This window comes from Couchioplanes azureus (genome assembly GCF_014648355.1).
Classification (GTDB): Bacteria; Actinomycetota; Actinomycetes; order Mycobacteriales; family Micromonosporaceae; genus Actinoplanes; species Actinoplanes azureus.
Window position 1 is genome coordinate 832,223 of record NZ_BMQY01000002.1, and the last position, 23,446, is coordinate 855,668.

Consider the following 23,446-nt stretch of genomic DNA (forward strand, 5'->3'; position numbering starts at 1 on the left):
TCACTCTTAGCATGAAGAGCGCCATCAACGCCATTTGATACCTCCAGCGCCTGCCTTTCGATCATTTCGCGTATGTCGCTCGCTGTATAGCCCCAATCGCGAGGGGTAACAAATGCATCGAGTTCGGGACCGACCACCCGGCGAAACCGCGGCCAAACCACCCACGGTGTCCGTCGCTACTACTCAGTGTGCCGACATAATCGCGGCCGTGCCGGACCACGACCTCCTTCGATCCACCCTGCGGGAGCAGTGGCATCTCGTGCCCGCCGAGATCTCGGCGCTGCCCGGGGGCCTGTTGTCGCACGGGTGGGACGTGACCGCGGGCGGCGAGCGCTTCGTCGCCCGCCTCGCCGAGCCGGCCGCCCGCCAGCCGGTGGAGGCGGGGCTCGCCGCCGCCGAGCACCTGCGCAGCACCGGCATCGAGGCCGGCGAGCCGGTGCGGACGCTGGCCGGGGGCCTGACGGCCGACACCCCGTTCGGCGCGATGGCGGTGCTGCGCCGGGCGCCGGGCCGCATCCTCGACGGCCGGGACCCGATCGACCAGCAGTTCTGGGGCGACCGCCTGGGCGCCGTGCACCGCACGCTGCAGACCTTCCACCATCCGGGCCTGCGCCGCTGGAACCTGCTCGACCCGGACGCCCCGCACCTGGCCGTGGAGCCGTGGCTGCGGGAGGCGGTCGCCGGCGCGGTCACCGCCATGACCCGCCTGTCGGTCACCGACCGGCTCACCTACGGGGTGCTGCACGGCGACCCGGCCCCGGAGATCTTCCTGGTGGATCCGGCGACGGGCCGGGCGGGCCTGCTCGACTGCGGTGCGAGCGGCACCGGCCCGCTGCTCTACGACGTGGCGGCCGCCGTGGTCTACGCGGGCGGCCCGGAGACCGCGGCGGAGCTGCTCGACGGCTATCTCGCGGCCGGCCCGGTGGACGAGGGCGAGCTGCACGCCGCGCTGCCGGTGATGCTGCGCTTCCGCTGGGCGGTGCAGGCGGACTGGGCGGCCCGGCGGCTCGTCACCGGCGAGGGCGACGGCAACCGGGAGGTGCTGCGGCGCTCGCGGGCGGCCCTGGTCGCCGAGGCCGACCCGCGGTAGGCGAGGATGGGCCGCGATGGTCTACCGCTATTTTTACGACTGCGAATTCATCGAGGACGGCCGCACGGTCGACCTCGTGTCGATCGGCGTCGTCGACGAGCACGGCCGCACCTTCTACGCGGTCTCCACCCAGTTCGACGACTCCCGGGCGGTGCCCTGGGTGCGCCGCAACGTGCTGGACAAGCTGCCGTCCCCGGCGGACCCGGCGTGGCGCTCCCGGGAACGCATCCGCGACGACCTGTACGCGTTCCTCACCGAGCCGATCCACGGCCGGGACGAGCAGATCGAGCTCTGGGCGTGGTACGCCGCGTACGACCACGTGGCGCTCGCCCAGCTCTGGGGCGCGATGCCGGCCCTGCCCCGGGAGATACCGCGCTTCACCAAGGACCTGCGCCAGCGCTGGGACGACGTGGGCAACCCGCCCCTGCCCGGCGCCGAGGGCCGGCACGACGCGCTGGTGGACGCCCGGCACAACCTGGCCCGGTGGAGGGCCATGGAAGCGGGCGGCCACGCGCCGCGGTGACGGCAGGGTGACCCTCGACGAGGACGGGCCGCGGGGGCGGGCGCCGGATCTGACGGCTTACTTCGCCCGGGCCTTGCGGTCGCTGCGCCTGTTGGCCTTCTGGATGGCGTCGACCAGGTCGGACTTGGTCATCCGGGAGCGGCCGCGGATCTCCAGGCGCTTCGCGACGCCGAGCAGGTGCTCCTTGCTGGCGTTGGCGTCGACGCCGCCCTTGGCCTGCGCCTTCGTCCCGCGGCCCCCCGCGGCCTTGGCGTCGCTGGGCCCCTTCTTCGCCTTCGGCTCCCAGTGGTCGCCCACCTTCTCGAACGAGTGCTTCACCGCGGAGAACGCCGTGCGGTGGGCGCGCTCGCCCTCGCCGTACTGCTCGACGGCCGAGTCGTGGGTCTTGGCCCAGGTGTCCTGAGCCTTCTTCGGTGACCGCTTCAGCGTGCTGGGCATCTCCTCGCGTGCCGGCATGTCGAACCTCCTCACTGTGACCCGATCACCGTGCCCGGTCCTCCACCGGCTCAAACGCCGGTGCGGCGGCGGGCCGGCGGGTGGGGCGCGACGACCGACGTCTTCAGCGACGCGGCGTAGACGTCGACGTACTCGCGGCCGGTCAGGGTCATCAGCTCGTACATGATCTCGTCGGTCACCGCGCGCTCGACGAAGCGGTCGCCGACCGAGCCGGAGTACCGGGAGAAGTCGAGCGGGGGGCCGAAGCGCAGCCGGACCCGCTTGATCTTGGGGATGAGCTTGCCGGTCGGCTGGATTTCGTCGGTGTTCAGCAGCGCGACCGGCACCACCGGGGCGCCGCTCTCCAGCGCGAGGCGGGCCACGCCGGTCTTGCCGCGGTAGAGCCGGCCGTCGGGCGAGCGGGTGCCCTCCGGGTAGATGCCGGCGATGTTGCCCGAGCGCAGCACCCGCAACTGGGTGTCGAGGGCCGCGCGGGCGGCCTTGCCGCCCGAACGGTCGACCGGGATCGTCCCCGTGCCGACGAAGAACTGCCGCATCAGCCAGCCCTTGATCCCCTTACCCGTGAAGTACTCCGCTTTGGCGACGAATGTCACCTTCCGCTTCACGATCAGGGGTGTGAAGATCGAGTCGGAGAACGACAGGTGGTTGCAGGCCAGGATCACCGGACCGGTCGCCGGGACGTGCTCGAGTCCCTCCACGTCGGGGCGGAAAAGGCATTTCAGGACAGGTCCGAGAACCACGTACTTCAGCAGCCAGTAGAACACCGAGGTCCTTTCCCGCGCGCCGCGGCCCATGTGGAAGGGAAAGCGTACGAAGCGGGAGCGGCACGCCACAACGCACTCCCGCAAGCGGCACCTGTCGTGTCACCATTCAAGGCACGCGCGAGCGGCGCGGGGCGAGGAGTGTGCAGGGGTGTCTGCGGGTGGCGCCCGTCGCGGGCGGCGGGACAACGGGCTCGACGCGGCCGATTACGCGGCCGCGGGCGACGTGGATCCACGCGTCGGCGAGCATCTGCTCGACGTGCTGGCGGCCGGCGGCATCGCCGCCTATCTGCAGCCCTCCGCCGATCTCAACCCGATCCTGCGGGCCACGACGCTCCCGGCCCGGCCCACCGACCGGCTCTACGTCGACCGCACCCATCTCGACACCGCCCGCGAGCATCTGCAGAAGCTGACCGGTGACGCCGGCACCGCCTCGCCGGCCACGCCGCCGAAGGAGCGCCCGAGCGGCGACCAGCGGGAGGTCGACGCCGCCTGGGCGCAGATCGTCGCCGGTTTCCACACCGCCGTCGACCCGGCCTCGCCGCCGTGGCCGGCCGCGGAGGGCATCGACGCCGCCCGGGCCCCGCAGCCGCCGGCCGAGCCCGGCGACAAGATCACCTCGGCCACCGACGTCGCGGGCATCCAGCTCAACCGGCGCCGCACGGACCGGGTCGACGAGCCCTCCCTGCTGGACGGGCTGGACACCTTCGGCACCGGCCCGGGCGGCGAGGACGACGACGAGCGCTACGTGCCCCCGCCCCCGCCACCGCTGCCGCACATCTCGAAGTACGCGATCGCCGGCGTGGCGGGCGTGGTGCTCGGGTTCGTGCTGTTCCTGTTCCCGTGGCTGCTCCCGGTCGACCGCAACCTGGTCACGCTGATCGGCTTCACGTCGATCGTCGCGGGCGCGGTGACCCTGGTGTGGCGGCTGCGCTCCGGCGACGACGACGACGAGTTCGACGACGGGGCGGTCGTCTGAGGCCCGCCGCCATGGCATAGATCACCGACGTTGTATCTCTCGGTAGTCATCCATTAACCTTTCGTGAATGCGCCAGAGCTCGCTCGTGGTCGTCGCCAATCGCCTCCCCACCGACGACAGCGCCGCGCCCGACGGCGCCTGCGAATGGCGGCGCAGTCCCGGCGGCCTCGCCAGCGCCCTGCACGCGATCCTGCAGCAGACCCCGGCGACCTGGGTCGGCTGGGCGGGCGGGGTCGGCGCCGCGCCCACCCTCACCGACATCGGCAGCCTGCGCCTGCGCACCATGGCGCTGTCCGAGCAGGAGCTGCGCGGCTACTACGAGGGTTTCGCCAACTCGACGCTGTGGCCGCTCTACCACGACGCCGTCGAGCAGCCCGTCTTCCACCGGGGCTGGTGGGAGACCTACTCCGAGGTCAACCGGCGCTTCGCGGAGGCCGCCGCCGAGGTCGTCGAGCCCGGCGGGGTGCTCTGGGTGCAGGACTACCACCTGCAGCTCGTCCCGGAACTGCTGCGCCGGCTCCGCCCCGACGTGCTGATCGGGTTCTTCCTGCACGTGCCGTTCCCCCCGCCCGAGCTGTTCATGCAGCTCCCCCGCCGCATCGAACTGCTGCGCGGGATGCTCGGCGCGGACCTCGTCGGCTTCCAGCGCCCGCAGGCGGCGCACAACTTCGCCCAGCTCGCGGTGAAGCTGCTCGGCGCGCGGGTCACCGCCAACGACCAGATCACCGTCGACGGCCGTACGGTGCGCACCGGCGCCTTCCCCGTCTCGATCGACGTGGCCGAGATGCAGGCGCTGGCCGCCCGCCCCGACGTCCGCGAGCGGGCCCAGCAGCTGCGGGCGGACCTCGGCCGCCCGCGGCGGGTCCTGCTGAGCGTGGACCGCCTCGACTACACCAAGGGGATCGAGCACCGGCTGACCGCGTACAGCGAGCTGCTGCACGACGGCCGGGTGAAGGTCCGCGACACGGTGATGGTGCAGGTCGCGGTGCCGAGCCGGGAGCAGGTGGAGAACTACCGGGTGCTGCGCGACCGGATCGAGGGCGAGGTCGGGCGGATCAACGGCGAGTACGGCCGCGTCGGCGAGCCCGCCATCCACTACCTCAACCAGCCGTTCGACCGCGCCGAGCTGGCCGCGCTCTACCAGACCGCGGACGTGATGGTGGTGACCCCGCTGCGCGACGGCATGAACCTGGTCGCCAAGGAGTACGTGGCCGCCCGCGCGGACGCCTCCGGCGCGCTCGTGCTCAGCGAGTTCACCGGCTGCGCCGCGGAGCTGGAGGACGCGTTCCTCGTCAACCCGCACGACGTGGACGGGCTCAAGGAGACGCTGCTGCGCGCGATGGAGGCCGATCCGGCGGACCTGGCCCGCCGGATGGCCGCCATGCGGGCGCACCTGAGCAGCCACGACATCGTGACGTGGGCCCGGGCCTACCTCACCGCCCTGGACCGCACCGGGAGGGTCGCGGCGCGGCTGCGCCGCTGAGCAGGATCAGGGGATCCAGATCCAGACGTCCCGGTCCTGGCGTGCCGGCCCGTAGACCTGCTCCACCAGGGCGCGCGTCGGCTCGTACCTGGCTTCGGCCTTCATCACCAGCACCCCGCCGTTCCACCGCCGCACCTCGGCGCGGATGGTCTCCTTCTCCGCGTCGGTGAGTGGGGGAGCGACCCCCTCCTTGCGGACCCTGAGGACGAAGTGGGTGAACCAGCTGGCCCGCGCGGGGCCCATCTTGCCGATGCCCGCCGGGTCCGGCCCGAGGAAGTAACCCTCCGGCACCACGAACTCGTGCCTCGCCTCCGCGCTCCAGCTCAGCGTCTCCCGGCCCAGCCAGTCGCTCGGCAGGGGCACCGGGACCAGCGTCTGGCCGGGCTTCACGTACGGGCGCCAGGCACCCGAGCTGATGAACTCCGGCGTCGGCCAGTCCGGCCGGGCCGGGATCGGCTTGGGCACCAGCGGCAGCACCGACAGGGCGATGAGCACCCGGGCGACCGGCACCGGTCCGGCCTGCCACCGCAGGTGCTCCCAGCCCAGGGCGAGCAGCACCGTGGTCGCGCCGATCACCACGAAGGTCAGGCGGCTCGGCATGAGCAGGCCCAGCACCGGCATGTGCTCCGGCATCGCGGCGAACGGGCCGGGGATCTCGGTGAGGATGCCGGCGAAGCGCAGCGCCGGGCCGAGCGAGAGCAGGCCACCGGCGATGCCGGTGACGACCGCCAGCCGCGCCGCCACCGACCGGCTCCACAGCACGACGGCCAGCACGATGAGCATCAGCACCAGCGGCGGGCCGAACCAGCTGTTCTGCTCGGTGCGCCCGACGGTCAGCTCGGAGGCCTTGGTGCCGGCGATGGTGTCGCGCGCAAAGGTCAGGTAGGCCAGCGGGTCCTCGCCCCAGTCGACGAACAACGGCAGCGCCGAGAACGACCCCGGCCCGTTGAACTGGAACCAGATCGGGTACGCGCAGAGCACGCCCGCCACGACCGCGGTCAGCCCCAGCGCCCGCGCGAAGTCCGCCACCCGCCGGCGCGCCTCGGCGCGGCACAGCACCGCGTACCCGAGGGTCAGGAACAGGCAGCCGACCGCCGTGATGAGCAGCAGCTCCTCGTTGAGGAAGAGCTGGTAGGTGACCAGCAGCCCGAGGATCACCCCGTCGCGGCGCCAGCGGCCGTCCAGGCCGAGCCGGGCCACCCGCGCCACGATCAGCGGCAGCAGGAAGTTGGAGACGAAGTTCGGCTGTCCGTTCGCGTGGTGCACGACGCCGGGCGCGAAGCCGGCGAAGGCGCCGCCGAGGAACGCCGCCACCCGCGACGTGACGAGGTAGCGCCGCAGCACCCAGTAGGTGCTGAACGCCGTGCCGGCGAGGGCGCCGACCATCCAGACGAAATACGCGACGCGCGGCCCGAACAGCATGGTCACCGGCGCCATCGGCAGCGTGACGCCCAGCACCGAGGTGTTCGCGATCATGTTCACGCCGTCGGGCGCGTTCTGCTGGTGCGAGAACAGCGGGTTGCTCAGGTGCCGCACCGAGTACGCCCCGTGCGAGAGCAGCCACTGGAACCAGGTGTTGTCGCTGGCCAGGTGCCCGGAGACCCGTCCGGCCGGATCGGCCAGGTAGCCGCCCATGACGACCAGCGCGAGCCCGAGGTAGGCACCCGCCGCGGGCAGGTGCGAGCGGGCCCGGCGCCATCGCGACGGGGCGGGCGCCTGCGCCGCGTCGGCGGGCTGCGGGCGCTCGGAGGTGACCGGACTGACCATGGGCGCCGACAGTACCGGATGACCGGGTAAGTCCCGGGTAAAGGGCCTTAGGGCGAGAGCTCCTTCACCAGCCAGTCCAGGATCGCGTCGATCGGCTCCCGCCAGCCGGCGTCCAGCATCAGGTCGTGCCCCATGCCGGGGAACAGCAGCGGCGCACCGCCGTGGCCGGCCGCGACCCGGTCCAGCGCACCGCGGGTGACGATCCGGTCGTCCGGGCTGCCCAGCACGAGCACCGGGGGCGTGCCGACCGGCCGGGCCGGCGCGGGCGCCGCCAGCAGGGACCGGCAGACGGCGGCGGGCGTCCGGACGAGACGCCCGGCGTACGCGTCCACGCCGGCGAACCCCGCGCTGAAGAGCTGCCCGGCGCGGAGCCTGAGGCCGCCGCCGAAGCAGGCCGGCAGGGTGCCGAGCGGGTTGGCCCGCAGCGCCGCACCGAGCGCCGACCATCCCCGCAGCACCGGCGCGGCCAGCACCGCGGCCCGGGCGGGATAGCGCGCCAGCGCGTGGGCCACGATCCGCGCGCCGGTCCCGTGGCCGATCAGGACGGCCTGGCGGGGCAGCGCGGCGGCGGCCTGCACCACGTCGTGCACGTACGCACGCAGCGTCCCGTTCGCGCGCGGGCTCAGCGCGTACGCGGCGAACCCGCGCGACGCGGCGTGACCGAGCCAGTGCTCGCGGAAGGCCCACGCGCCGTGCCCCAGCCCGGGGACGAACAGCAGCGGCGGCTGCCCCTCGTCCGGATGCGGCAGCGCGCTGAGGACCTCCCGGCGCACCGGGGGCACCGGGTCGGTCCAGTCCTCGAAGCGCAGGATCATGCCTTCTCCAGGCGCGCGAGCAGCTCCTCGACGGCACGCAGATAGCCGACCGCGCTCACCTCGAACCAGTGCCGCGACGACCGGACGTCCCGCGGCCGGGACCAGGTGCGCAGCGGCCGCGACGACTCCTTGCGCTGCACCTGCGCGGCTCGCTCCGGATCCTCCCGGCGCAGCCTCAGCCAGCGGGCGACGGCCACGCTCTGCCAGTGGGCCAGGGGCAGCAGGCCGTGGTCGGACTCCACCAGCCCCACCACCGCCAGGGTGGGATGGCGCCGGGCGAACGCGTGCAGGTGAAGATCGGGCCTGCCGTTCTCGTCGATGTCCAGCGCCTCGGGGGCGAGGAACTCGAACCGCGGCAGATAGCCGGTGGCGGCGACGACGAGGTCCGGATCGGCGCGCCGGCCGTCGGCGAACGTCGCCGTGGTGCCCTCGAGCCGCACGACGTCCGGCACCAGGGTGATCCGGCCGTGGCCGACGTAGTGGACCAGCTGGCTGTCGACCACCGGACGGCTCTCGTACGTGCGGCGGTCGGGTGCCGGCAGCCCGAAGCGCGTGACGTCGCCGACGGTGAGCCGCACCGTGCGCCGGTAGATCCACCGGCGCACCCGCGGCGGCAGGCGCAGCCGGTGCAGCAGGGCGCCGAGCTGATCGGCCGGGCGGCCGAGGACGTACTTGGGGGCGTACCAGTGACCCCGGCGGATCGAGTGCCACACCGCGTCGGCGTGCTGGGCCGCGTCGACCGCGATGTCGCAGCCGGTGTTGCCGCCGCCGACGACCAGCACCTTCCGCCCGCGCAGCTGCGCCGGATCCTGGTACGCCGAGGCCGGCAGGACCTGCCCCCGGAAGCCCGACGAGTCCACCTCGAACGGCTTCGGCGACCAGTTGTGCCCGTTGGCGACCACGACGGCGGCATAGCGCTGGACCCGCTCCGCGCCGCCGCCGGTGCCGCGGGTCGTCACGTCCCAGCGGCCGTCGCCGACCGGGGTCACCGCGACCACCTCGGTGCCGAACCAGATGCTGTCCCGCAGCCCGAAATGCTCCGCGTAGCGCTCGAGGTAGGTCAGGAACGCGCTGTGGTGCGGATAGTCCGGCCAGTCGTCCGGCATCGGGAAGTCGGGAAACTCGGACAGCGCCCGCGACGAGACCAGATGGGTGCCCGCAGAGACCGGGCTGCGGTCGTGGCGCCAGTTCCAGGCGCCGCCGACGGACGCCTCGCGCTCGTAACAGTCGACGGAGAAGCCCTGCTCCCGCAGATTCTTGAGCGCGGCGAGGCCGCTGCCGCCCGCACCGATCACGCAGACCGCGTCGTGCCGGTCGGCGATGTCCGGGGTGTCGTGCATCGGGGAATCCTCGCAGAAGCCCGGGCACCCCGGAAGGGTCAATCGGGGGGCAGGGCCAGGTCGGCCAGCACCGGCAGATGGTCGCTGGCCCGGCGCGCGGCGTCGGAGTCGACCACCTCGTAGCGGACCACCTCGATGTCCGGCGAGACGAAGAGCCCGTCCAGCCGCTGCCGCGGCAGGGTCGCCGGGAAGGTCAGGGCCGCGCCGCCGCGCCGGGCGCCGGTGTCCACCAGGCCGTCGGCGACCGTGCGCCACGCTCCCCCGCCCGGGCCCTCGTTGAGGTCGCCGCCGGCGATCAGCGGACCCTCCACCGCGGACAGCGCCTCCTTCCAGCACGCCGCCTGGTCGGGACGCTCGGCCGGATCCGTGGCGAGGTGCGATCCGGAGACGGTGAACCGGGCGTTGCGCACCGAGCAGCGCGCGAAGGCCGCGCCGCGCAGGTGCCGGCCCGGCGTCAGCGGATAGCGCAGGCACCAGGTCTCGTGCACCCGTACCCGCAGGCTGACCAGCAGCAAGTTCCCCAGGGACGGCAGCCCGCCGGCCGCGACCACCATGCCGAAGTCGTCGGCGAGGGCCGCGCACTTGTGCCGCCAGCGCCACCGGCGCGGCGCCTCCTGCACGACGACGACGTCCGGGGCCAGCTCGCGGACCAGCCCGGTCAGCGCGGCCCGGTCGTCCCGCAGGCCGTGCACGTTGTAGCTGAGCACCCGCAGCGGTACCCCGGACACGTCGTCTCCCTCAGATCCGGCGGGCCAGGTCGGCCGCGCCGAGCACCCCGGCGGTGTTGCCGGTCTCCGCGGCCCTGATCTCCGCGACCGGGAACCGGCTCCGCTGGGCCAGCTGCTCCTGATAGGTCCGCACCGTCGGCCCCATCAGCAGCTCCCCCGCGTCGATGACCCCGCCGCCGACGACGAACACCTGCGGGTCGAACGTCTGGGCCAGGTCGGCCATCGCCACCCCCAGCCAGTAGCCGATCTGCGCGAAGGCGTCGCGGGCTACCGCGTCGCCGCGCTGCGCCGCCTCGGTGATCATCCGGCCGCTGATCGCCTGCGGGTCACCCCCGGCCAGCTCCAGCAGCGTCCCGGCGCGCTCCGGCTCCTGCCGCGCACCCGCCTGGGCGAAGCGGACCAGGGCGTTGCCGCTCGCGTACTGCTCCAGGCAGCCCAGCCGCCCGCAGCCGCAGGGATGCCCGCCGTTCACCGACTGGATGTGGCCGAGCTCCCCGGCGATCCCGTTGGCACCGCGCCACAACGCGCCGTTGAGCACGATGCCGCCGCCGATGCCGGTACCCACGGTGATCATCACCATCGAGTCGTCGGCCTGCCGCGCGGCGCCGAACCGGAACTCGGCCCAGGCCGCGACGTTGGCGTCGTTCTCCAGCACGGTCGGCAGGCCCACGGCCTTGGCCACGTAGTCGCGCACCGGCTCGTCCCGCCAGGCGAGGTTCGGCGCGAAGAGCACCGTCGCACCGGCGGCGTCGATCCAGGCGGCGGCACCGATCCCGACGGCCTTCGCCGCGGGATACCGGGCCGCCAGCTCGGCGGCGACCGCCACGATGGTGTCCCGCGTGCCGGCCGGGTCGTCCGCCGGGGTCTCGCGCCGCGTCTGCGCGATCACGACACCCTGGTCGTCCACCACCCCGCCGGCCACCTTCGTGCCGCCGACGTCGACTCCGATGGTCAGCGTCATGCCGTCCCCTCTGTTGTGTGGCACGGTGTCGTGTCACACGTTGTTGCCTCACACGTCTGCGGTGTCACACGTCGTTGCGTCACACGTCTGCCGTGCCCGGGGTGGGGTCCGTCCTGTGCCAGGTCGTGTCACAGGGTGCTGCCCCACGTTGTTGTGTCACACGTCGCCGGTGGCTCGCGTTTCCCGCGCCTCGGGGGTCCGGGGCCGGGCCGACACATCATGATCTACGGTGCCGGATCCCGCAGCGGCACTTTCCCGCCGCGATTCCCCGTTTTCGTCGGCGGGGGATCGTTCGGGTCCGGCATTTTTTTCGGTACGGGCGGCGGCGTCCCCGGAAGCAGCGGCGGACCTCCGCCCCGACGGGGACGCGGCCTTACGGGCGGGCCGCGCTCTGGGACGCGCCCCGGCGTCGTGCCGCGCCTCGGCCGGGCTTCCGTCGTGGTCCCGGCCGCCGGCCGCTTCTCTGCCCGTGCCGGCCGGGCTCCGGGTGGCCGCGGCCCACGGGTCGGCGTTCCTGTCCGCCGGCGGCTCCACCCGCTCGCCGGCGGCACGAGTCGCGCTCTTCCCGCCGGCGGTCGGCGCGGTCCTCGCGGTCTTCGCGCTCTTCGCGCCGGCGGTCGGCGCGGTCTTCGGCTCAGCGGTCGGCGCGGTCTTCGGCCCGGTGCGGGTGGTGCTCTGGGCGTCGGTGCGGGTTGCGGCGGACCACGCCTCGTCCGGGGTCGAGGGCGGGTAGCGGGCCGGGTCCCGGTCCGAAGCCGGCTCTTGGTGGCCTGTCGAGTCCCGGTCGGGGGTTCTGGTGGCGCCGAGGACGGCGGAGAGGCCGCGCATCAGGGTGGCCAGGCCGGTGGCGAGATCGCCGGCGCCCGTGGCCAGGCGTTCGGCGGTCTCGGGGGTCGGGTCGCGGAGGGCGGCCATGGCCCGGCAGATCGGGCAGACGCAGCACTCGGCCGTGCCGGTGGCCCAGCCGGTGCTGCTTCTGTGCTGCTGTGTGCCCGTACCGGAGAGGAATTGACCCACCGCCGATCCGAGCAGGTCTCCCAGGCCGTCGCGGCCGCCCTGCGCGGCCCTGGCGAGCAGGGCGGCGACGAGCCGCTCGGCCTCCTGGCGTGCCGTCCCTGTCATCGCCCTGCCCCCTGCTGTATGCCGCCACCGCCGTCCGGCTGCCGCCGCTCCCGCTGTCGTGCCGGATCCAGGCCTGCCGGCGCTCCTGACACGTGCCGGTCTAGGCCTGCCGGCTCTCGACGCGGCGCTTCAGCTCCTTCAGCGCCGTATCCATGATCATTTTCTCGGCCTTGCGCTTGAACATGCCGAGCATGCCGATGTTGAGCTCCACCTCGAGCGAGTACGTCACCTCGGTGGCGCCGTTCCCCGCGTCGACCAGGTCGTAGGAGCCGTTCAGCATCTTCTGCATCTTCGACGGTGCCACGAGATGCCACTCGATGCGCGACAGGTCGTCGGCATACGCGTATTCGAGCGTGTAGTCGTCGGAGAGCGGCCCGGCGTCGATGACGAACCGGACCTGGGCCGCGTAGCCGTCGTCGTACTCCTCGAGCACCTCCACCCGCTTCATCGCGTCGGCCCACTCCGGATAGCGGGGGAAGTCGCAGATCACCGCGGCGACCTGGTCGAGGGGCGCCTGGACCTGGATGGACTGCGTCGAGGTGTCCGCCATGGCAGGCAGGCTACCGCGTGCCGGACGCCATGCGACTCACGGCCTCTCCGCTGGCGCCCACGCCGCCCCGCCCGGCCCCCGCTCGCCGGCGCCGCCCCCACGCCGGCCACCCCGACGCCAGACCGTCCCATGCCACGGCCGTCGCGGCGGGAGCAGGGACGTGGACGCATCGGGCGATGGGCCGATTCCCGATGGTGCGGCTACGATCCGTCACGTGCCCGCCTCAGCCAGCGTTCTCGTGCGCGTCCACCCGCTCGCGGTAGCCGCTCGCCTCGTCATGCTCGCCCTCGTCTCGGCGCTCACCCTGATCGCCACCCAGGACGCGGGCCAGTTGCGCTGGATCGCGTTGCTGCTGGTCGCGGCGCTGCCGGCGTTCTTCCTGCCGCATCACCGGGTGGTCGCGCCGCTGGGGCGGGTCGCCGAGGTGGCGGTCACCGGGCTGGCCGCCGGGTCGGTCGCCGCGGCCGCGAACGTCTCCGGGACGGTCGAGGCCGGGTTCGGTGCCGAGGCGGTCCTTCCGTACCTGGCGGTCCCGCTGCTGACCGCGGCGCTGCGCCGGCGGCCGACCGAGGGGGCGGCGCTGCTCGGGGTCGCGGCCGTCGCGATGGTGATCGGCGGGGTGATCGCCGAGGACGGTGAATCGATCGTCACCCAGCCGGGCTATCTCGCCGCCGGCGGGCAGTGGCTCGTGCTCGGTGCGATCGTCACCTTCGCCGCGGACACCATGCGGCAGCTCATGACGCCGGTCGAGAACAAGCCGCAGCCGTACGCGGAGGCCACCCGCCTGCTGACCCAGCTGCGCAGCGTCGCCCGGTCGCTGCCCGGCGCGACCCTCGACCCGGGCGGCATCTCGGAGCACCTGCTCGAGGAGCTGCGCGTGGTGGCGCCCGGTCACCGGGCCGCCGTGCTGTCGGCCAGCGGCGGCGGGCGGCTGGTCGTGCTCGCCCAGACCGGCGCCGAACGCGTCGACTGGGAGGTCACCCTCGACGCCGACTCGGCGATCGCCGACGCGTGGGCGAGCCAGCAGCCGCAGACGGCGACCCGCTCGCAGGCCCGCTCGCACCAGGGCGGGGAGGCGTCGTCGCTGGTCGTGCCGCTGGTCGCCGGCGTACGCACGATCGGGCTCGTGATCCTCGAGGCGGACGTGCCGAACGCGTACCCGTCGGCGGTGATCGCGAGGGTGACCGAGGTGACCGGCCCGGCCGCCCTGCGGCTGGAGGCCGCGCTGCTCTTCGACGAGGTGCGCTCGCTGGCGACCAATGAGGAGCGTCAGCGCCTGGCCCGCGAGATCCACGACGGCGTCGCGCAGGAGCTCGTCATGGTCGGGTACGGCATCGACAACGCGCAGGCGACCCTGCCCGAGGGCGCCGACGAGACCGCCGAGGAACTGCGCACCCTGCGCGGCGAGGTCACCCGGGTCATCACGGAGCTGCGACTCAGCCTGTTCGAGCTGCGTTCCGAGGTGGACCGCAACGGCGGGCTCGCGGCGGCCATCGCCGAGTACGCCCGCACCCTGGGCACGTCCGCGGGCCTGCGGGTGCACTTCACGTTCGACGAGTCCACCGCGCGGCTGCCCGCCGCCACCGAGGCGGAACTGCTGCGCATCGCCCAGGAGGCGATCACCAACGCCCGCAAACACGCCGGCGCGTCCAACCTGTGGGTCACCTGCACGGTCGACCCGCCGTACGCGGAGATCGAGGTCTCCGACGACGGCAAGGGCTTCGCCGACGACCGCCCGGACGGGCGGTACGGCCTTGCGATCATGGCCGAGAGGGCGGAACGTATCCGAGGCCGGCTGGAGATCAGACCACGACACCCCAGCGGGACAACCGTTGCGGTAGTGCTCGGAACCTCGGCTCGGCGCGATAGCGTGCGGGATAGCGTTTCCGCACCAGAAGGGGAGTAACCCGAGCATGTCGACCAGTCCGATGCCGACGACCCGCACCAAGGTGCTCCTCGTCGACGATCACGACCTGATCCGTAAGGGGCTGCGGCACGCGTTCGAGCGGGACCGCCAGTTCGAGGTGGTCGGCGAGGCAGCCACGGCCGCCGAGGCCGTCCGCCAGGCCGGCGCGCTCCAGCCCGACGTGGTGATCATGGATCTGCGGCTGCCCGACGGCAGCGGCCTCGAGGCGACCCGTGCCCTGCGCAAGAACAACGCCAACATGGGCATCGTCGTCCTCACCATGTACGCGGGCGACGACCAGCTGTTCGGCGCCCTGGAGGCGGGAGCCAGCGCCTTCGTGCCCAAGACCGCCCCGGCCGACGAGGTGGTGGCGGCGGCGCGGCACGCGGCCTCGGCCCCGAGCGCGTTCACGGCGGCCGACCTCGCCGAGGCCATGAAGCGGCGGCTCGCCCCGTCCGGGCCGCAGCTCTCGCCCCGCGAGGGTCAGGTCCTGCGCCTGCTCGCGGACGGCATGAGCGTCGCGGGCATCGCCAAGCAGCTCTTCGTGTCGGAGTCGACGGCGAAGACGCACATCTCCAAGCTGTACGAGAAGCTGGGCGCGGCGAACCGGGCCCAGGCGCTGATGACGGCGCTGCGGCTGGGCCTGCTCGAGGCCCCGGACGCCCCGAAGTTCTAGCCGGCCCGTGTGCCGAACCGCCCGTCGCCCTCCGCAGGCGGCGGGCGGCACTGTCTGCCCGTCGTCATCCACCGATCGGTGGATCGGACTCTCCACCGATCGAGCTCCCGGCGGTCGATCCACTGCTGACGATGCGCGGCCAGGCTGGACCGCATGACCGTCTCTTCATTCCGCAGAACCCTGGCGGCCGGCCTGCTCGGCCTGGCCACGACGCTGATCACCGGCGCGGCGCCGGCGACCGCCGGGAACCCCGCCATCGTCCGGACGGACGCCGGGCTGGTCCGCGGCACCCTGCACGACGGCTACCGCACGTTCCACGGCATACCGTACGCCGCGCCGCCCACCGGCGACCTCCGCTGGCGCCCGCCGCAGCCGGTCGCGCCGTGGCCGGACGTGCGCGAGGCCGACGCACCGGGACCGGCCTGCAAGCAGAACTCGCCCGGCCACGGCGGGCCCCGCAGCGGCGCGGAGGACTGCCTCTACCTGAACGTCACCACGCCGCTCGGGAAGCCCCACCGCCGGCCGGTGGTGGTGTGGCTGCACGGAGGCAGCTTCCAGACCGGCTCGGGCGGCATGTACGACGCCCACCGGCTCGCCGTCCGGGGTGACGTCGTCGTCGTGACCGTCAACTACCGGCTGGGGGTCTTCGGCTTCCTCGGCCTGCCCGGCCTGGCCGGCTCGGGCACCTTCGGACTCCAGGACCAGCAGGCCGCGCTGCGCTGGGTACGCCGCAACGCCGCGGCCTTCGGCGGCGACCCCCGCAACGTCACGCTCGCCGGGCAGTCCGCGGGCGGCCTGAGCGCGTGCGCGCACCTCGCCTCGCCCGCGGCGGCGGGCCTGTTCGACCGGGCCGTTCTCCAGTCCGGACCGTGCCTGACCGACTGGCCCGCCGAGCTGTCCTATCCGGACGTCGAGGCGGGTTCCCCGTTCTCGCCGGTGGCCGACGTACGGCGTGCGGGTGCCGAGCTGGCGGCCACGTTGCACTGCGGCGCCGACGTGGCCGCATGTCTGCGCGCCCAGCCGGCGGACGCGCTGCTGCAGCACACCGAGGGCGTCGGGCTCGACGCGTTCCTGAACCCCGCCCACGGCACCGCGCTGCTGCCCCGGCATCCCGCCGACGCGCTGCGGGCGGGCGCCTTCCACCGGGTGCCGGTGCTCTCCGGCAACACCCGCGACGAGCACCGGGGCATGATCGCCTTCGTCGAGGCCGGCTCGCCGGTCACCGCCGAGCGGTACGCCGCCGTCCTGAAGGCCGCCTTCGGCGACCGGGCCGGCCAGGTGGCGGCAGCGTATCCGGTCGAGGCGTACGCCTCCCCCGCCCAGGCCTGGGCCGCCGTGGCCACCGACCGGATCTGGGCCTGCCCCACGCTGGCGGGCAACCGGCTCTTCGCCCGGCACACCCCGACCTTCGCGTACGAGTTCGCCGAGGGCCAGGGGCCGTGGGGCGCCTACCACGGGTCCGAGCTGCCGTACCTGTTCGACGTCGCACCGCTGCCGCCACCGGCGGGGCCGGCCCTGGCCGAGGAGATGATCGACGCCTGGTCCCGGTTCGCCGCCACGGGCGGGGCCGGCTGGCCGCGGCTGCGCCCGGGTGCCGCCACACCGTACGTGCGGACCCTGGCGACCGGCGCGTCCGGCGGCGTCGACCTGGCCGCCGAGCACCGCTGCGGGCTGTGGACGGCATCGACGCCGGTCGCCGGCTGACAGAATGCGGGTCATGGGGAAAACGTACGAGCGGATCTCAGGACGGCTGAGGACCTTCATCGAGGCACAACCGATCTTCTTCACCGCGACGGCGCCGCTGGCCGGGTCGGGCACGGTCAACCTGTCGCCGAAGGGGCTCAACGGCTCGTTCGCCGTCGTCGACGAGCTGACCGTCGCCTATCTCGACTGCGCCGGAAGCAACGCGGAGACCATCGCGCACCTGCGCGAGAACGGCCGCATCACGCTGATGTGGTGTTCCTTCCAGGGACCGCCCACCATCGTGCGCATCCACGGGCGCGGCGAGCCGATCTTCCGCGATGATCCACGCTGGACGGATTACGTCTCCTACTTCCCGGACCTGGACACCTCGTCGCACGGGGTACGCACGATCATCGTGGTCCGCGCGGAGATGATCCGCGACAGCTGCGGCTACGCCGTCCCGCTGATGACCTACGAGGGTGACCGGGAGCTGCACGGCCAGCGGTTCGCGAGGGAGGACGACGCGTCGCTGAACGCGTACTTCGAGAAGAAGGAGTTCATCGCGGCCAGCCTGGACGGCCTGCCCGCCCTGCCGCTGCCGCTGCCGCCTCTGCCGGGCCCGGCGCCGGCACCGGCGGTGAGCGCCTCCCCGGAGCAATGAGGTCGGCGGTTCGAGAACGGGGGCGCTCCGCCGGATCCGGGTTCGCCCGGGTCCGGCGGAGCGGCCGTCACTGCCAGGTCATGTCGATCTGGCGCTCGAACGTGACGTAGCCGGCCCGCGCGAAGGCGGCGGCCATCGGTGCGTTGCCGACGTCGGTGGCCGCCCGGATCCGCGGCACGCCCTGCGCGGCGAGCAGGCCGGTGCCCACGGCGAGCAGGTCGTGGATGTACCCCCGGCCGCGGTGCGCCGGCACCACGCCGACGTACGCGATGATCGGGTTGTAGCCGTTGTGCGCGGGGATCACGAAACCGACCGGTTCCCCGCCCGGGAGCGTCGCGATCCGCCACCACTCGTGCGGGCTGGCGTAGCGGGCGAGCTCGGTGCGGTAGTGCTCGCGCGCGGCCTCTTCGGGGGTCATCCGGGTCAGGTCGTCGCGGCCGTGCGCGTCGAGCGTGCCGTCCAGCACCAGCGTCATGAGCGCGACGAGCTCGTCCGGGTCGCGCACCGGCCGGAAGGCGAGCCGTCCGCCGGGTTCCGGAACGGGTGAACCGGCACGCCATTCCAGCCGGAGGCGCTCGACGAAGAGCTTCGCCCCGACCCGGTGCAGCGCCTCCATCCGGTCGTCCACCGCCTGCCGGGTGGCCGGGTGGTCCCGCCAGTCCGGCGGCAGGAACCGGCCGTACTCCGGCGGGGTCGCGCCGGGCGGGACCACGGCGGCCAGCGCGGTCGTCAGCAACCGCACGCCGTCGCCGACGTCGCCGTCGATGTCGAAGACGTCCATCAGCAGGGGGTGCGGGTCACCGGACCGCGACCACCACCCGGCCCGGGCCACCACGCGGTCGTCGCGCAGGGCGAGCCACAGCCATTCCGGACGGCGGCGGCCCGCCGCCAGGTCGTCGCCGATCTCGCCGTTGAGCACGTACGGCAGGCGGTTGAAGAGGTCCAGCTCGTCGGGTCCGACGATCGGACGCAGGGTCAGAGTCAAGGCGGTCTCCTGGGGAGGCACCCTGTCCGCTCCGGGATCAGCGCGAACGGCCGTCCCGGGAGGACACGAGCGCGGTCTGCACGGCGTACACGGCTCAGCCCTCCTTTCTCGAAGATCCGGCCACCAGTTCTAGGCGGAACCGGCCGGGCCCGCAACCGATTACCGCTGCCTCAGCATGGCGGCGAGGCCGGCGGCCTTGGTCTCCCAGCGCCACTCGCGCTCGACCCAGGCCCGGCCCGCCGCGCCCATCGCCCGCGCGCGGGCCGGATCGGACAGCAGCCCGGCGAGCCGGTCGGCGATCGCCGGCACGTCCCGGCCGCCCACGACGTGGCCGGTCTCCCCCTCGCGGACCGCGTCGGGAGCGCCGCCGGAGTCCCCGGCGAGCACGGGCAGGCCGGTCGCCGACGCCTCGAGGTAGACGATGCCCAGGCCCTCGACGTCGAGGCCGGCGCCGCGGGTACGGCACGGCATCGCGTACACGTCCCCGGCCGCGTAGTGGGCGGGCAGGTCGGCCCAGGGCACCGAGCCCGTGAAGACCACATCGGACTCGACGCCCTCGGCGCGGGCGAGCGCCTGGAGCTTCTCCCGGTACGGCCCCCCGCCGACGATCAGCAGCGCCGCTCCCGGGACCCGCCGGCGGACCGCCGGCAGCGCGCGGATCAGCATGTCCTGGCCCTTGCGGGCCACGAGCCGCGAGACGCACACGACGACGGGCCGGTCGCCGAGCCGGTGTCTCGCCCGCACCTCGGAGCCGTCGACGTCCGGGTGGTACGCGTCGACGTCCACGCCGGGAGTGAGCCGTTCGAGGGAGGTGAGCCCGTGCAGCGCCCGGTCGAGACGTACCCGCTGGAACTCGGTCAGAAAGGTCACCACGTCGTTGTCCCGGGCGATGCGCCGCAGCAACTGCCGGGCGCCGGGCAGGGCGGCCCAGCCGATCTCGTGGCCGTGGGTGAGCGCCACCGCCCGGGTGATGCCGGTCCGCCGGCGCAGCCCGCCGGCCAGCAGCCCGAGCGGCGCCGCGGCCCCGAACCAGACGCTGTCGCAGTCGTACGACCGCGCGATCTCGGCCGCCCGCCGCGCGACGGCGGGCGTGGGCAGCAGCACCCCGGTCTTCTCCCGGACGACCTCGAACGGCTGCTCGGCGTCGAACTTCGCGGCTCCCCGCCACGTGGAGGCGTAGACGACCACGGACCCGGAGGGCTGCCGCACCGCCAGGTTGTGCACGAACTGCTGGATCCCCCCGGGCCGCGGCGGAAAGTCGTTGGTGACCAGCAACGTCCGCGCCATCAGCGCTCACCCTTCCCGCCACCGCGGACGGCGACCGCTCCGCACGACCCCGGCATCAGCGCTCGCCCCGGGCGTAGGCGCGAGCGGCGGCCATCCGTTCGACGGTGGACGGATGCGAGGCGGTCATGAGGTACTCCCAGGGCGGCGGGTCGGGGTCGGACAGGTTGACGCTGCCGAGGCGGCGCTGCATCGCCTCGAAGGCGGCCGGGTCGCCGGTCAGCGCGAGCGCGTGGGCGTCCGCGCGGGCCTCGACGCGGCGGGAGACCAGCGCCTGCACCGGGCCGGCGGCCAGACCGGCGAGCGTCACCAGGGCGAGGAGCAGCGCGATCGCCCGCGGCTCGCCCATCGCGTCGACCCCGGCCCGGCGCAGCAGCCAGCCCAGCGAGCCGAGCAGGTAGAGCGCGATCACCGCCGCGGCCGCACCGAGCGCGCCGACGATCGTGCCGGTGAGGACGTCGTGGCGCTTGGCGTGGCCGAGCTCGTGCGCGGCCACGGACACCACCTCGGCGGGCGCCGCCTCGGCGAGCAGCGTGTCGTACACGACGATCCGCCGGGTCGGCCCGAAGCCGGAGACGTAGGCGTTCACCGCCCTGGTCCGCCGGGACGCGTCGGCGACGAGCACGTCTCCGACGGGTACGCCGTCGCGCGCCGCCAGGTCCATCAGCTCGGTGCGCAGCGGTCCGGCGGCCATCGGGGTGAACTTGTTGAAGATCGGCTCGACCACCACGGGCAGCACGAACGACAGCAGCACCACCAGGGTGGCCGCGCCCACCGCGCCGAACGCCCACCACCAGCGGGGCGCCAGGCGGGTCACGGTGAAGAAGCCGAGCAGCGCGATCGCACCGATCACCGCGCCGACGGCGAACGACTTGGCCACGTCGACCGCCCACGGGCCCCAGGTCTGCGTCGAGATGCCGTACCGGACGACGACGGTGTGCCGCCAGGCGGCGAAGGGCAGGGTGAGGAGCTCGGCGACCAGGACGACGAGCAGCCCGCCGAGGACCGCCTGGGCGATCCAGTGGTCGCCGAACGGGCGGCCGGCCCACGCCACGAGCCGCGAGCCGAGCGGGGTGAGGCCGAGCAGGAGCGCGCCGAGGAGGCCGATCGCCAGCCCACCGTAGGCGCCGGGCCGCAGCGCGGAGTGGAACTCGCGGGCCCGGGCCACCTGCTCGGCGGGCAGCTCCCCGAGCGCCGCGATCTGGTCGGCCCGGGGTGCGGGCGGCCGCTGCCACGGCACGGTCACCGCGGCGTAGCCGATCAGCGCGACCAGCAGCACACCCAGCGTGCATGCGGCCCACAGCCGTGGCGTCACCCTCGTGCCTCCATCCTGGCCCTCCGGCCGGCAACGCCGCCGGCCGACCCACACCCGTCGCCCCACGTCCGTCAGCGCCGCACGCCCGCCGGCCCACACCGGCCGGGCCCGCGTCCGTCAGCGCCCACACCGGTCGACCCACGCCGCCGCCCGCCGGCCCACACCGGCCGGTCCGCACGCGTCGGGCCTGCGCATCGGCCGGGGCAAGGACCCGACCATCCTAGGCGCGGACCCCGCGGTGATCACGCCACCCGGACCCACCACGGCCCGCACCGCGTCGCCGTGCCGTGCGCCGCCGCCCGCCGGGTCATGATCACGCGACGTGTCCGCGGCGGCGGACCAGAGGGACCGAGACGGGCGGCTCCGGGGTCTCCAGCAGCTCGACCTCGAACCCCGCCAGCTCGAAGACCTCGATCGCCCGCAGCTCGCCCGGGGTCAGGTCGCCGATGCCGTCCGGGGTGTCGGCCATGGCCTTGATCAGGCATCCTTCGCATCCGCGTCCCCTACCGGGGCAGCGGCCGCAGTCGATGATCATCACTTCCTCCTCGCGGGCGACGGTGGCCCGGCCGCGATCCGGGGGAAGTGCCTGTCGCGGACCGACCACCATCGGTGACAGTCACGCTATGGAAGGGGTACGACAAAAATCAGGACCGCGCGAGCCGGCGCAGCAACGAGTCGGCACCCATCGGGTACGCGCCATGCCGGCGCACGCCGTCCGCGACCTCCCGGTCCGACGAGATCACCACGAGCGGACGGCCCGCCGGCTCGGCCCGGACCAGCTGCCGGATCAGCTCGTCGGCGGTGTCGCCCTTGCGGGAGAACAGCACGCGTACGCCGCGGGGCGCGGGGGGCAGGCCGTGGACGCGTTCCGCCCCGTCGAAGACGACCGTGACCTCGTCCCCGGTCTGCGCGGCGATGCCGCCGAGCCCGGTGATCAGCCGCTTGCGCTGGTGCTCGAGCGACATCTCGGCGAAGCCGCGCTTGGTGACGTTGTAGCCGTCCACGATCAGGTGGGCGCGGGGCAGCGCCAGCAACTGGTCGAGACGGCCCGGGTCGTCGGTGTCCTGGGCGCGGGGGCGCGACCGTTCCGCGGCGCCCGGCCGGTCGGCGGCGACGTCCGCCACGAAGTCGGCGGGAAGCTTGTCGGCCGGCCCGAGGGCCAGCTCGCGGCGCAGACCGGACGCGGCCTGCCCGATCGTCTCCAGCAGCAGCCAGAGGCGGGCGTCGTCGGCGGCCCGGGCGTCCTTGGCGCTCTGCTTGCCCGAGGCCGCCGCGGCCTCCGCCTCGGCCAGGCGGGTGCGCAACCGCCGTACCTCCGCGTCGTGGTCCGCGGCCGCCTTGGCCGTACGCCCCTTCTCGGTGGCCAGCAGGTCGGCGGCCCGCTTGTGGGCCGCCTGCGTCTCGCGCAGCGCCCGGGCCGTGGTCCGGGCCTCCTCGCGGAGCTGGCCCAGTTCCTCGCGCACCCGGGCGAGCTCGTCGCGGAGCTTGTCCGCCTCCACCTTGGCCACGGCACGGTCGTGCTCGGCCCGGGCGGCACGCTGCTCCGCCTCGCGGATCTGGTGGGCCACGGCCGCGCTGTCGACCTCGGCACGCACCGACTCGCCGGCGGCCGTCACCAGGTCGCGCCAGCCGGCCGGCCGGGCCAGATAGGCCAGGGCGGCGACCTCGACCGGGTCGGCCGCGGCGGGCGCCATCCCGGCCGCGACCGCGGCACCCAGGTCTCCGCTCTCGGTCACCACCCGGGAGCCGATGCGCTGGCGGAACAACGGGTCGGCGGTGAGCTGCGCGGCGAGCGCGGCACCGCCCAGCCGGGCGCGACGGTTCGGGGCGAACCGGGCCACCCGCCGCAGCGCGACGGGAATCTCGTCGGCCGGCATGCCGGGCAGGGCGGCGGCCGTCAGGGCGGTGATCCGCTGACGCACCGGCTCGGGCAGCACCGGCTCCGGCACCCCGGCATCCTCATCCGCCGCACCGCCGTCATCCCCGGTGTCCGCACCCACGGCACCCGGACCCACCGCACCCGGGCGCTCAGCATCCGAGCTTGCCGCACCCGAACCGATGGCATTCGAACCCGCAGCCTCCGAGCCCAAGGCGTGCGAGCTTTCGGTGCCCGCGCCTTCGGCGCCCCCCGCACCCTCCGAGACCGCCGTGTCCGGATCCACGCCGACCACGCCGGGGCCGTCCGGGCCGCCCGCTCCGGGGCCGGGCGGGCCGGCCGCTCCGGGGCCGTCCGGGCCGCTCGGGTCCTGGTCCGGCGCACCGAGCAACGCCGCCTCCTCCTCGGAGGGGCGATCGGCGTACTCGTGCGGCGCGGACATTTTCCCATTCTCCCACCGTGGGCTGCGGAAAGCTTGCGGAGGC

22 protein-coding genes are annotated in these 23,446 nt (G+C 74.0%); 9 read left to right on the forward strand and 13 right to left on the reverse strand.

The window, feature by feature from the left end:
* Positions 1 to 208 precede the first annotated feature (208 nt).
* Together IEY99_RS10920 and IEY99_RS10925 are read left to right on the forward strand one after the other, a co-directional pair.
* The gene (locus IEY99_RS10920) at positions 209 to 1,090 is read left to right on the forward strand and encodes a phosphotransferase enzyme family protein (RefSeq protein ID WP_189201939.1); all 882 of its coding nucleotides are present in this window, start codon (positions 209 to 211) and stop codon (positions 1,088 to 1,090) included.
* 16 nt (positions 1,091 to 1,106) lie between these two features.
* Positions 1,107 to 1,613, forward strand: coding sequence for a polyadenylate-specific 3'-exoribonuclease AS (locus IEY99_RS10925; RefSeq protein WP_189201941.1), 507 nt, complete (start codon positions 1,107 to 1,109; stop codon positions 1,611 to 1,613).
* Between the two features lie 57 nt (positions 1,614 to 1,670).
* On the opposite strand, the gene IEY99_RS10930 is transcribed toward IEY99_RS10925, so the two are convergent.
* The gene (locus tag IEY99_RS10930; RefSeq protein WP_189201943.1) at positions 1,671 to 2,069 is read right to left on the reverse strand and encodes a ChaB family protein; all 399 of its coding nucleotides are present in this window, start codon (positions 2,067 to 2,069) and stop codon (positions 1,671 to 1,673) included.
* A 50-nt stretch (positions 2,070 to 2,119) separates the two neighbouring features.
* A complete protein-coding gene (locus IEY99_RS10935; protein WP_189201945.1) occupies positions 2,120 to 2,833 on the reverse strand; it encodes a lysophospholipid acyltransferase family protein in 714 nt (237 codons plus the stop codon).
* Positions 2,834 to 2,981: 148 nt separating this feature from the next.
* On the opposite strand from IEY99_RS10935, the gene IEY99_RS10940 reads away from it, so the two are divergent.
* Positions 2,982 to 3,809, forward strand: a complete 828-nt coding sequence (locus IEY99_RS10940) for a DUF308 domain-containing protein (protein ID WP_189201947.1) — start codon at positions 2,982 to 2,984, stop codon at positions 3,807 to 3,809.
* Positions 3,810 to 3,876: 67 nt separating this feature from the next.
* Positions 3,877 to 5,292 carry an alpha,alpha-trehalose-phosphate synthase (UDP-forming) gene (locus tag IEY99_RS10945; protein WP_189201949.1) on the forward strand — a complete coding sequence of 472 codons (1,416 nt, stop codon included), beginning with the start codon at positions 3,877 to 3,879 and terminating at the stop codon, positions 5,290 to 5,292.
* 6 nt (positions 5,293 to 5,298) lie between these two features.
* Here IEY99_RS10945 and IEY99_RS10950 read toward each other — a convergent pair whose 3' ends face one another.
* Genes IEY99_RS10950 through IEY99_RS10970 form a run of 5 tightly spaced genes read right to left on the reverse strand, consistent with a single transcriptional unit; the run spans position 5,299 to position 10,903 of the window.
* Positions 5,299 to 7,059, reverse strand: coding sequence for a hypothetical protein (locus tag IEY99_RS10950; RefSeq protein WP_189201951.1), 1,761 nt, complete (start codon positions 7,057 to 7,059; stop codon positions 5,299 to 5,301).
* Positions 7,060 to 7,106: 47 nt separating this feature from the next.
* Positions 7,107 to 7,874 (reverse strand): alpha/beta hydrolase, encoded by a 768-nt coding sequence (locus IEY99_RS10955; RefSeq protein WP_189201953.1) that lies wholly within the window; start codon positions 7,872 to 7,874, stop codon positions 7,107 to 7,109.
* Positions 7,871 to 9,214 carry a flavin-containing monooxygenase gene (locus IEY99_RS10960; protein WP_189201955.1) on the reverse strand — a complete coding sequence of 448 codons (1,344 nt, stop codon included), beginning with the start codon at positions 9,212 to 9,214 and terminating at the stop codon, positions 7,871 to 7,873. Before IEY99_RS10960 ends, IEY99_RS10955 begins: the two co-directional genes overlap by 4 nt.
* Positions 9,215 to 9,252: 38 nt before the next feature.
* Positions 9,253 to 9,942: an endonuclease/exonuclease/phosphatase family protein gene (locus IEY99_RS10965; RefSeq protein WP_189201957.1), complete on the reverse strand. Its 690-nt coding sequence runs from the start codon at positions 9,940 to 9,942 to the stop codon at positions 9,253 to 9,255.
* 10 nt (positions 9,943 to 9,952) lie between these two features.
* Positions 9,953 to 10,903: an ROK family glucokinase gene (locus IEY99_RS10970; protein WP_189201959.1), complete on the reverse strand. Its 951-nt coding sequence runs from the start codon at positions 10,901 to 10,903 to the stop codon at positions 9,953 to 9,955.
* A gap of 469 nt (positions 10,904 to 11,372) precedes the next feature.
* Here IEY99_RS10970 and IEY99_RS10975 point away from each other — a divergent pair, with 469 nt between their 5' ends.
* Positions 11,373 to 11,636, forward strand: a complete 264-nt coding sequence (locus IEY99_RS10975) for a hypothetical protein (RefSeq protein ID WP_189201961.1) — start codon at positions 11,373 to 11,375, stop codon at positions 11,634 to 11,636.
* Positions 11,637 to 12,125: 489 nt separating this feature from the next.
* On the opposite strand, the gene IEY99_RS10980 is transcribed toward IEY99_RS10975, so the two are convergent.
* Entirely contained in the window at positions 12,126 to 12,575 is a 450-nt protein-coding gene (locus IEY99_RS10980) for an SRPBCC family protein (RefSeq protein ID WP_189201963.1), read from the reverse strand.
* A 214-nt stretch (positions 12,576 to 12,789) separates the two neighbouring features.
* Between IEY99_RS10980 and IEY99_RS10985 the strand changes: the two genes are divergently transcribed.
* From IEY99_RS10985 to IEY99_RS11000, 4 genes are all read left to right on the forward strand, one after another.
* Positions 12,790 to 14,481: a GAF domain-containing sensor histidine kinase gene (locus IEY99_RS10985; protein ID WP_189201965.1), complete on the forward strand. Its 1,692-nt coding sequence runs from the start codon at positions 12,790 to 12,792 to the stop codon at positions 14,479 to 14,481.
* A gap of 7 nt (positions 14,482 to 14,488) precedes the next feature.
* Positions 14,489 to 15,157: a response regulator transcription factor gene (locus IEY99_RS10990; RefSeq protein WP_023359837.1), complete on the forward strand. Its 669-nt coding sequence runs from the start codon at positions 14,489 to 14,491 to the stop codon at positions 15,155 to 15,157.
* A 153-nt stretch (positions 15,158 to 15,310) separates the two neighbouring features.
* Complete coding sequence (locus tag IEY99_RS10995; protein ID WP_189201967.1) at positions 15,311 to 16,861, forward strand: carboxylesterase/lipase family protein; 1,551 nt, start codon at positions 15,311 to 15,313, stop codon at positions 16,859 to 16,861.
* A 13-nt stretch (positions 16,862 to 16,874) separates the two neighbouring features.
* Positions 16,875 to 17,501, forward strand: coding sequence for a pyridoxamine 5'-phosphate oxidase family protein (locus IEY99_RS11000; protein WP_189201969.1), 627 nt, complete (start codon positions 16,875 to 16,877; stop codon positions 17,499 to 17,501).
* Between the two features lie 67 nt (positions 17,502 to 17,568).
* On the opposite strand, the gene IEY99_RS11005 is transcribed toward IEY99_RS11000, so the two are convergent.
* From IEY99_RS11005 to IEY99_RS11025, 5 genes are all read right to left on the reverse strand, one after another.
* The gene (locus IEY99_RS11005; protein ID WP_229798458.1) at positions 17,569 to 18,486 is read right to left on the reverse strand and encodes a GNAT family N-acetyltransferase; all 918 of its coding nucleotides are present in this window, start codon (positions 18,484 to 18,486) and stop codon (positions 17,569 to 17,571) included.
* 159 nt (positions 18,487 to 18,645) lie between these two features.
* Positions 18,646 to 19,773, reverse strand: coding sequence for a glycosyltransferase family 4 protein (locus tag IEY99_RS11010; protein ID WP_189201970.1), 1,128 nt, complete (start codon positions 19,771 to 19,773; stop codon positions 18,646 to 18,648).
* A 55-nt stretch (positions 19,774 to 19,828) separates the two neighbouring features.
* Positions 19,829 to 21,085 carry a M48 family metallopeptidase gene (locus IEY99_RS11015; protein ID WP_189201972.1) on the reverse strand — a complete coding sequence of 419 codons (1,257 nt, stop codon included), beginning with the start codon at positions 21,083 to 21,085 and terminating at the stop codon, positions 19,829 to 19,831.
* 313 nt (positions 21,086 to 21,398) lie between these two features.
* Positions 21,399 to 21,554, reverse strand: a complete 156-nt coding sequence (locus tag IEY99_RS11020; RefSeq protein WP_373293320.1) for a hypothetical protein — start codon at positions 21,552 to 21,554, stop codon at positions 21,399 to 21,401.
* Between the two features lie 175 nt (positions 21,555 to 21,729).
* Positions 21,730 to 23,403 (reverse strand): NYN domain-containing protein, encoded by a 1,674-nt coding sequence (locus IEY99_RS11025; RefSeq protein ID WP_189201976.1) that lies wholly within the window; start codon positions 23,401 to 23,403, stop codon positions 21,730 to 21,732.
* Positions 23,404 to 23,446 lie beyond the last annotated feature (43 nt).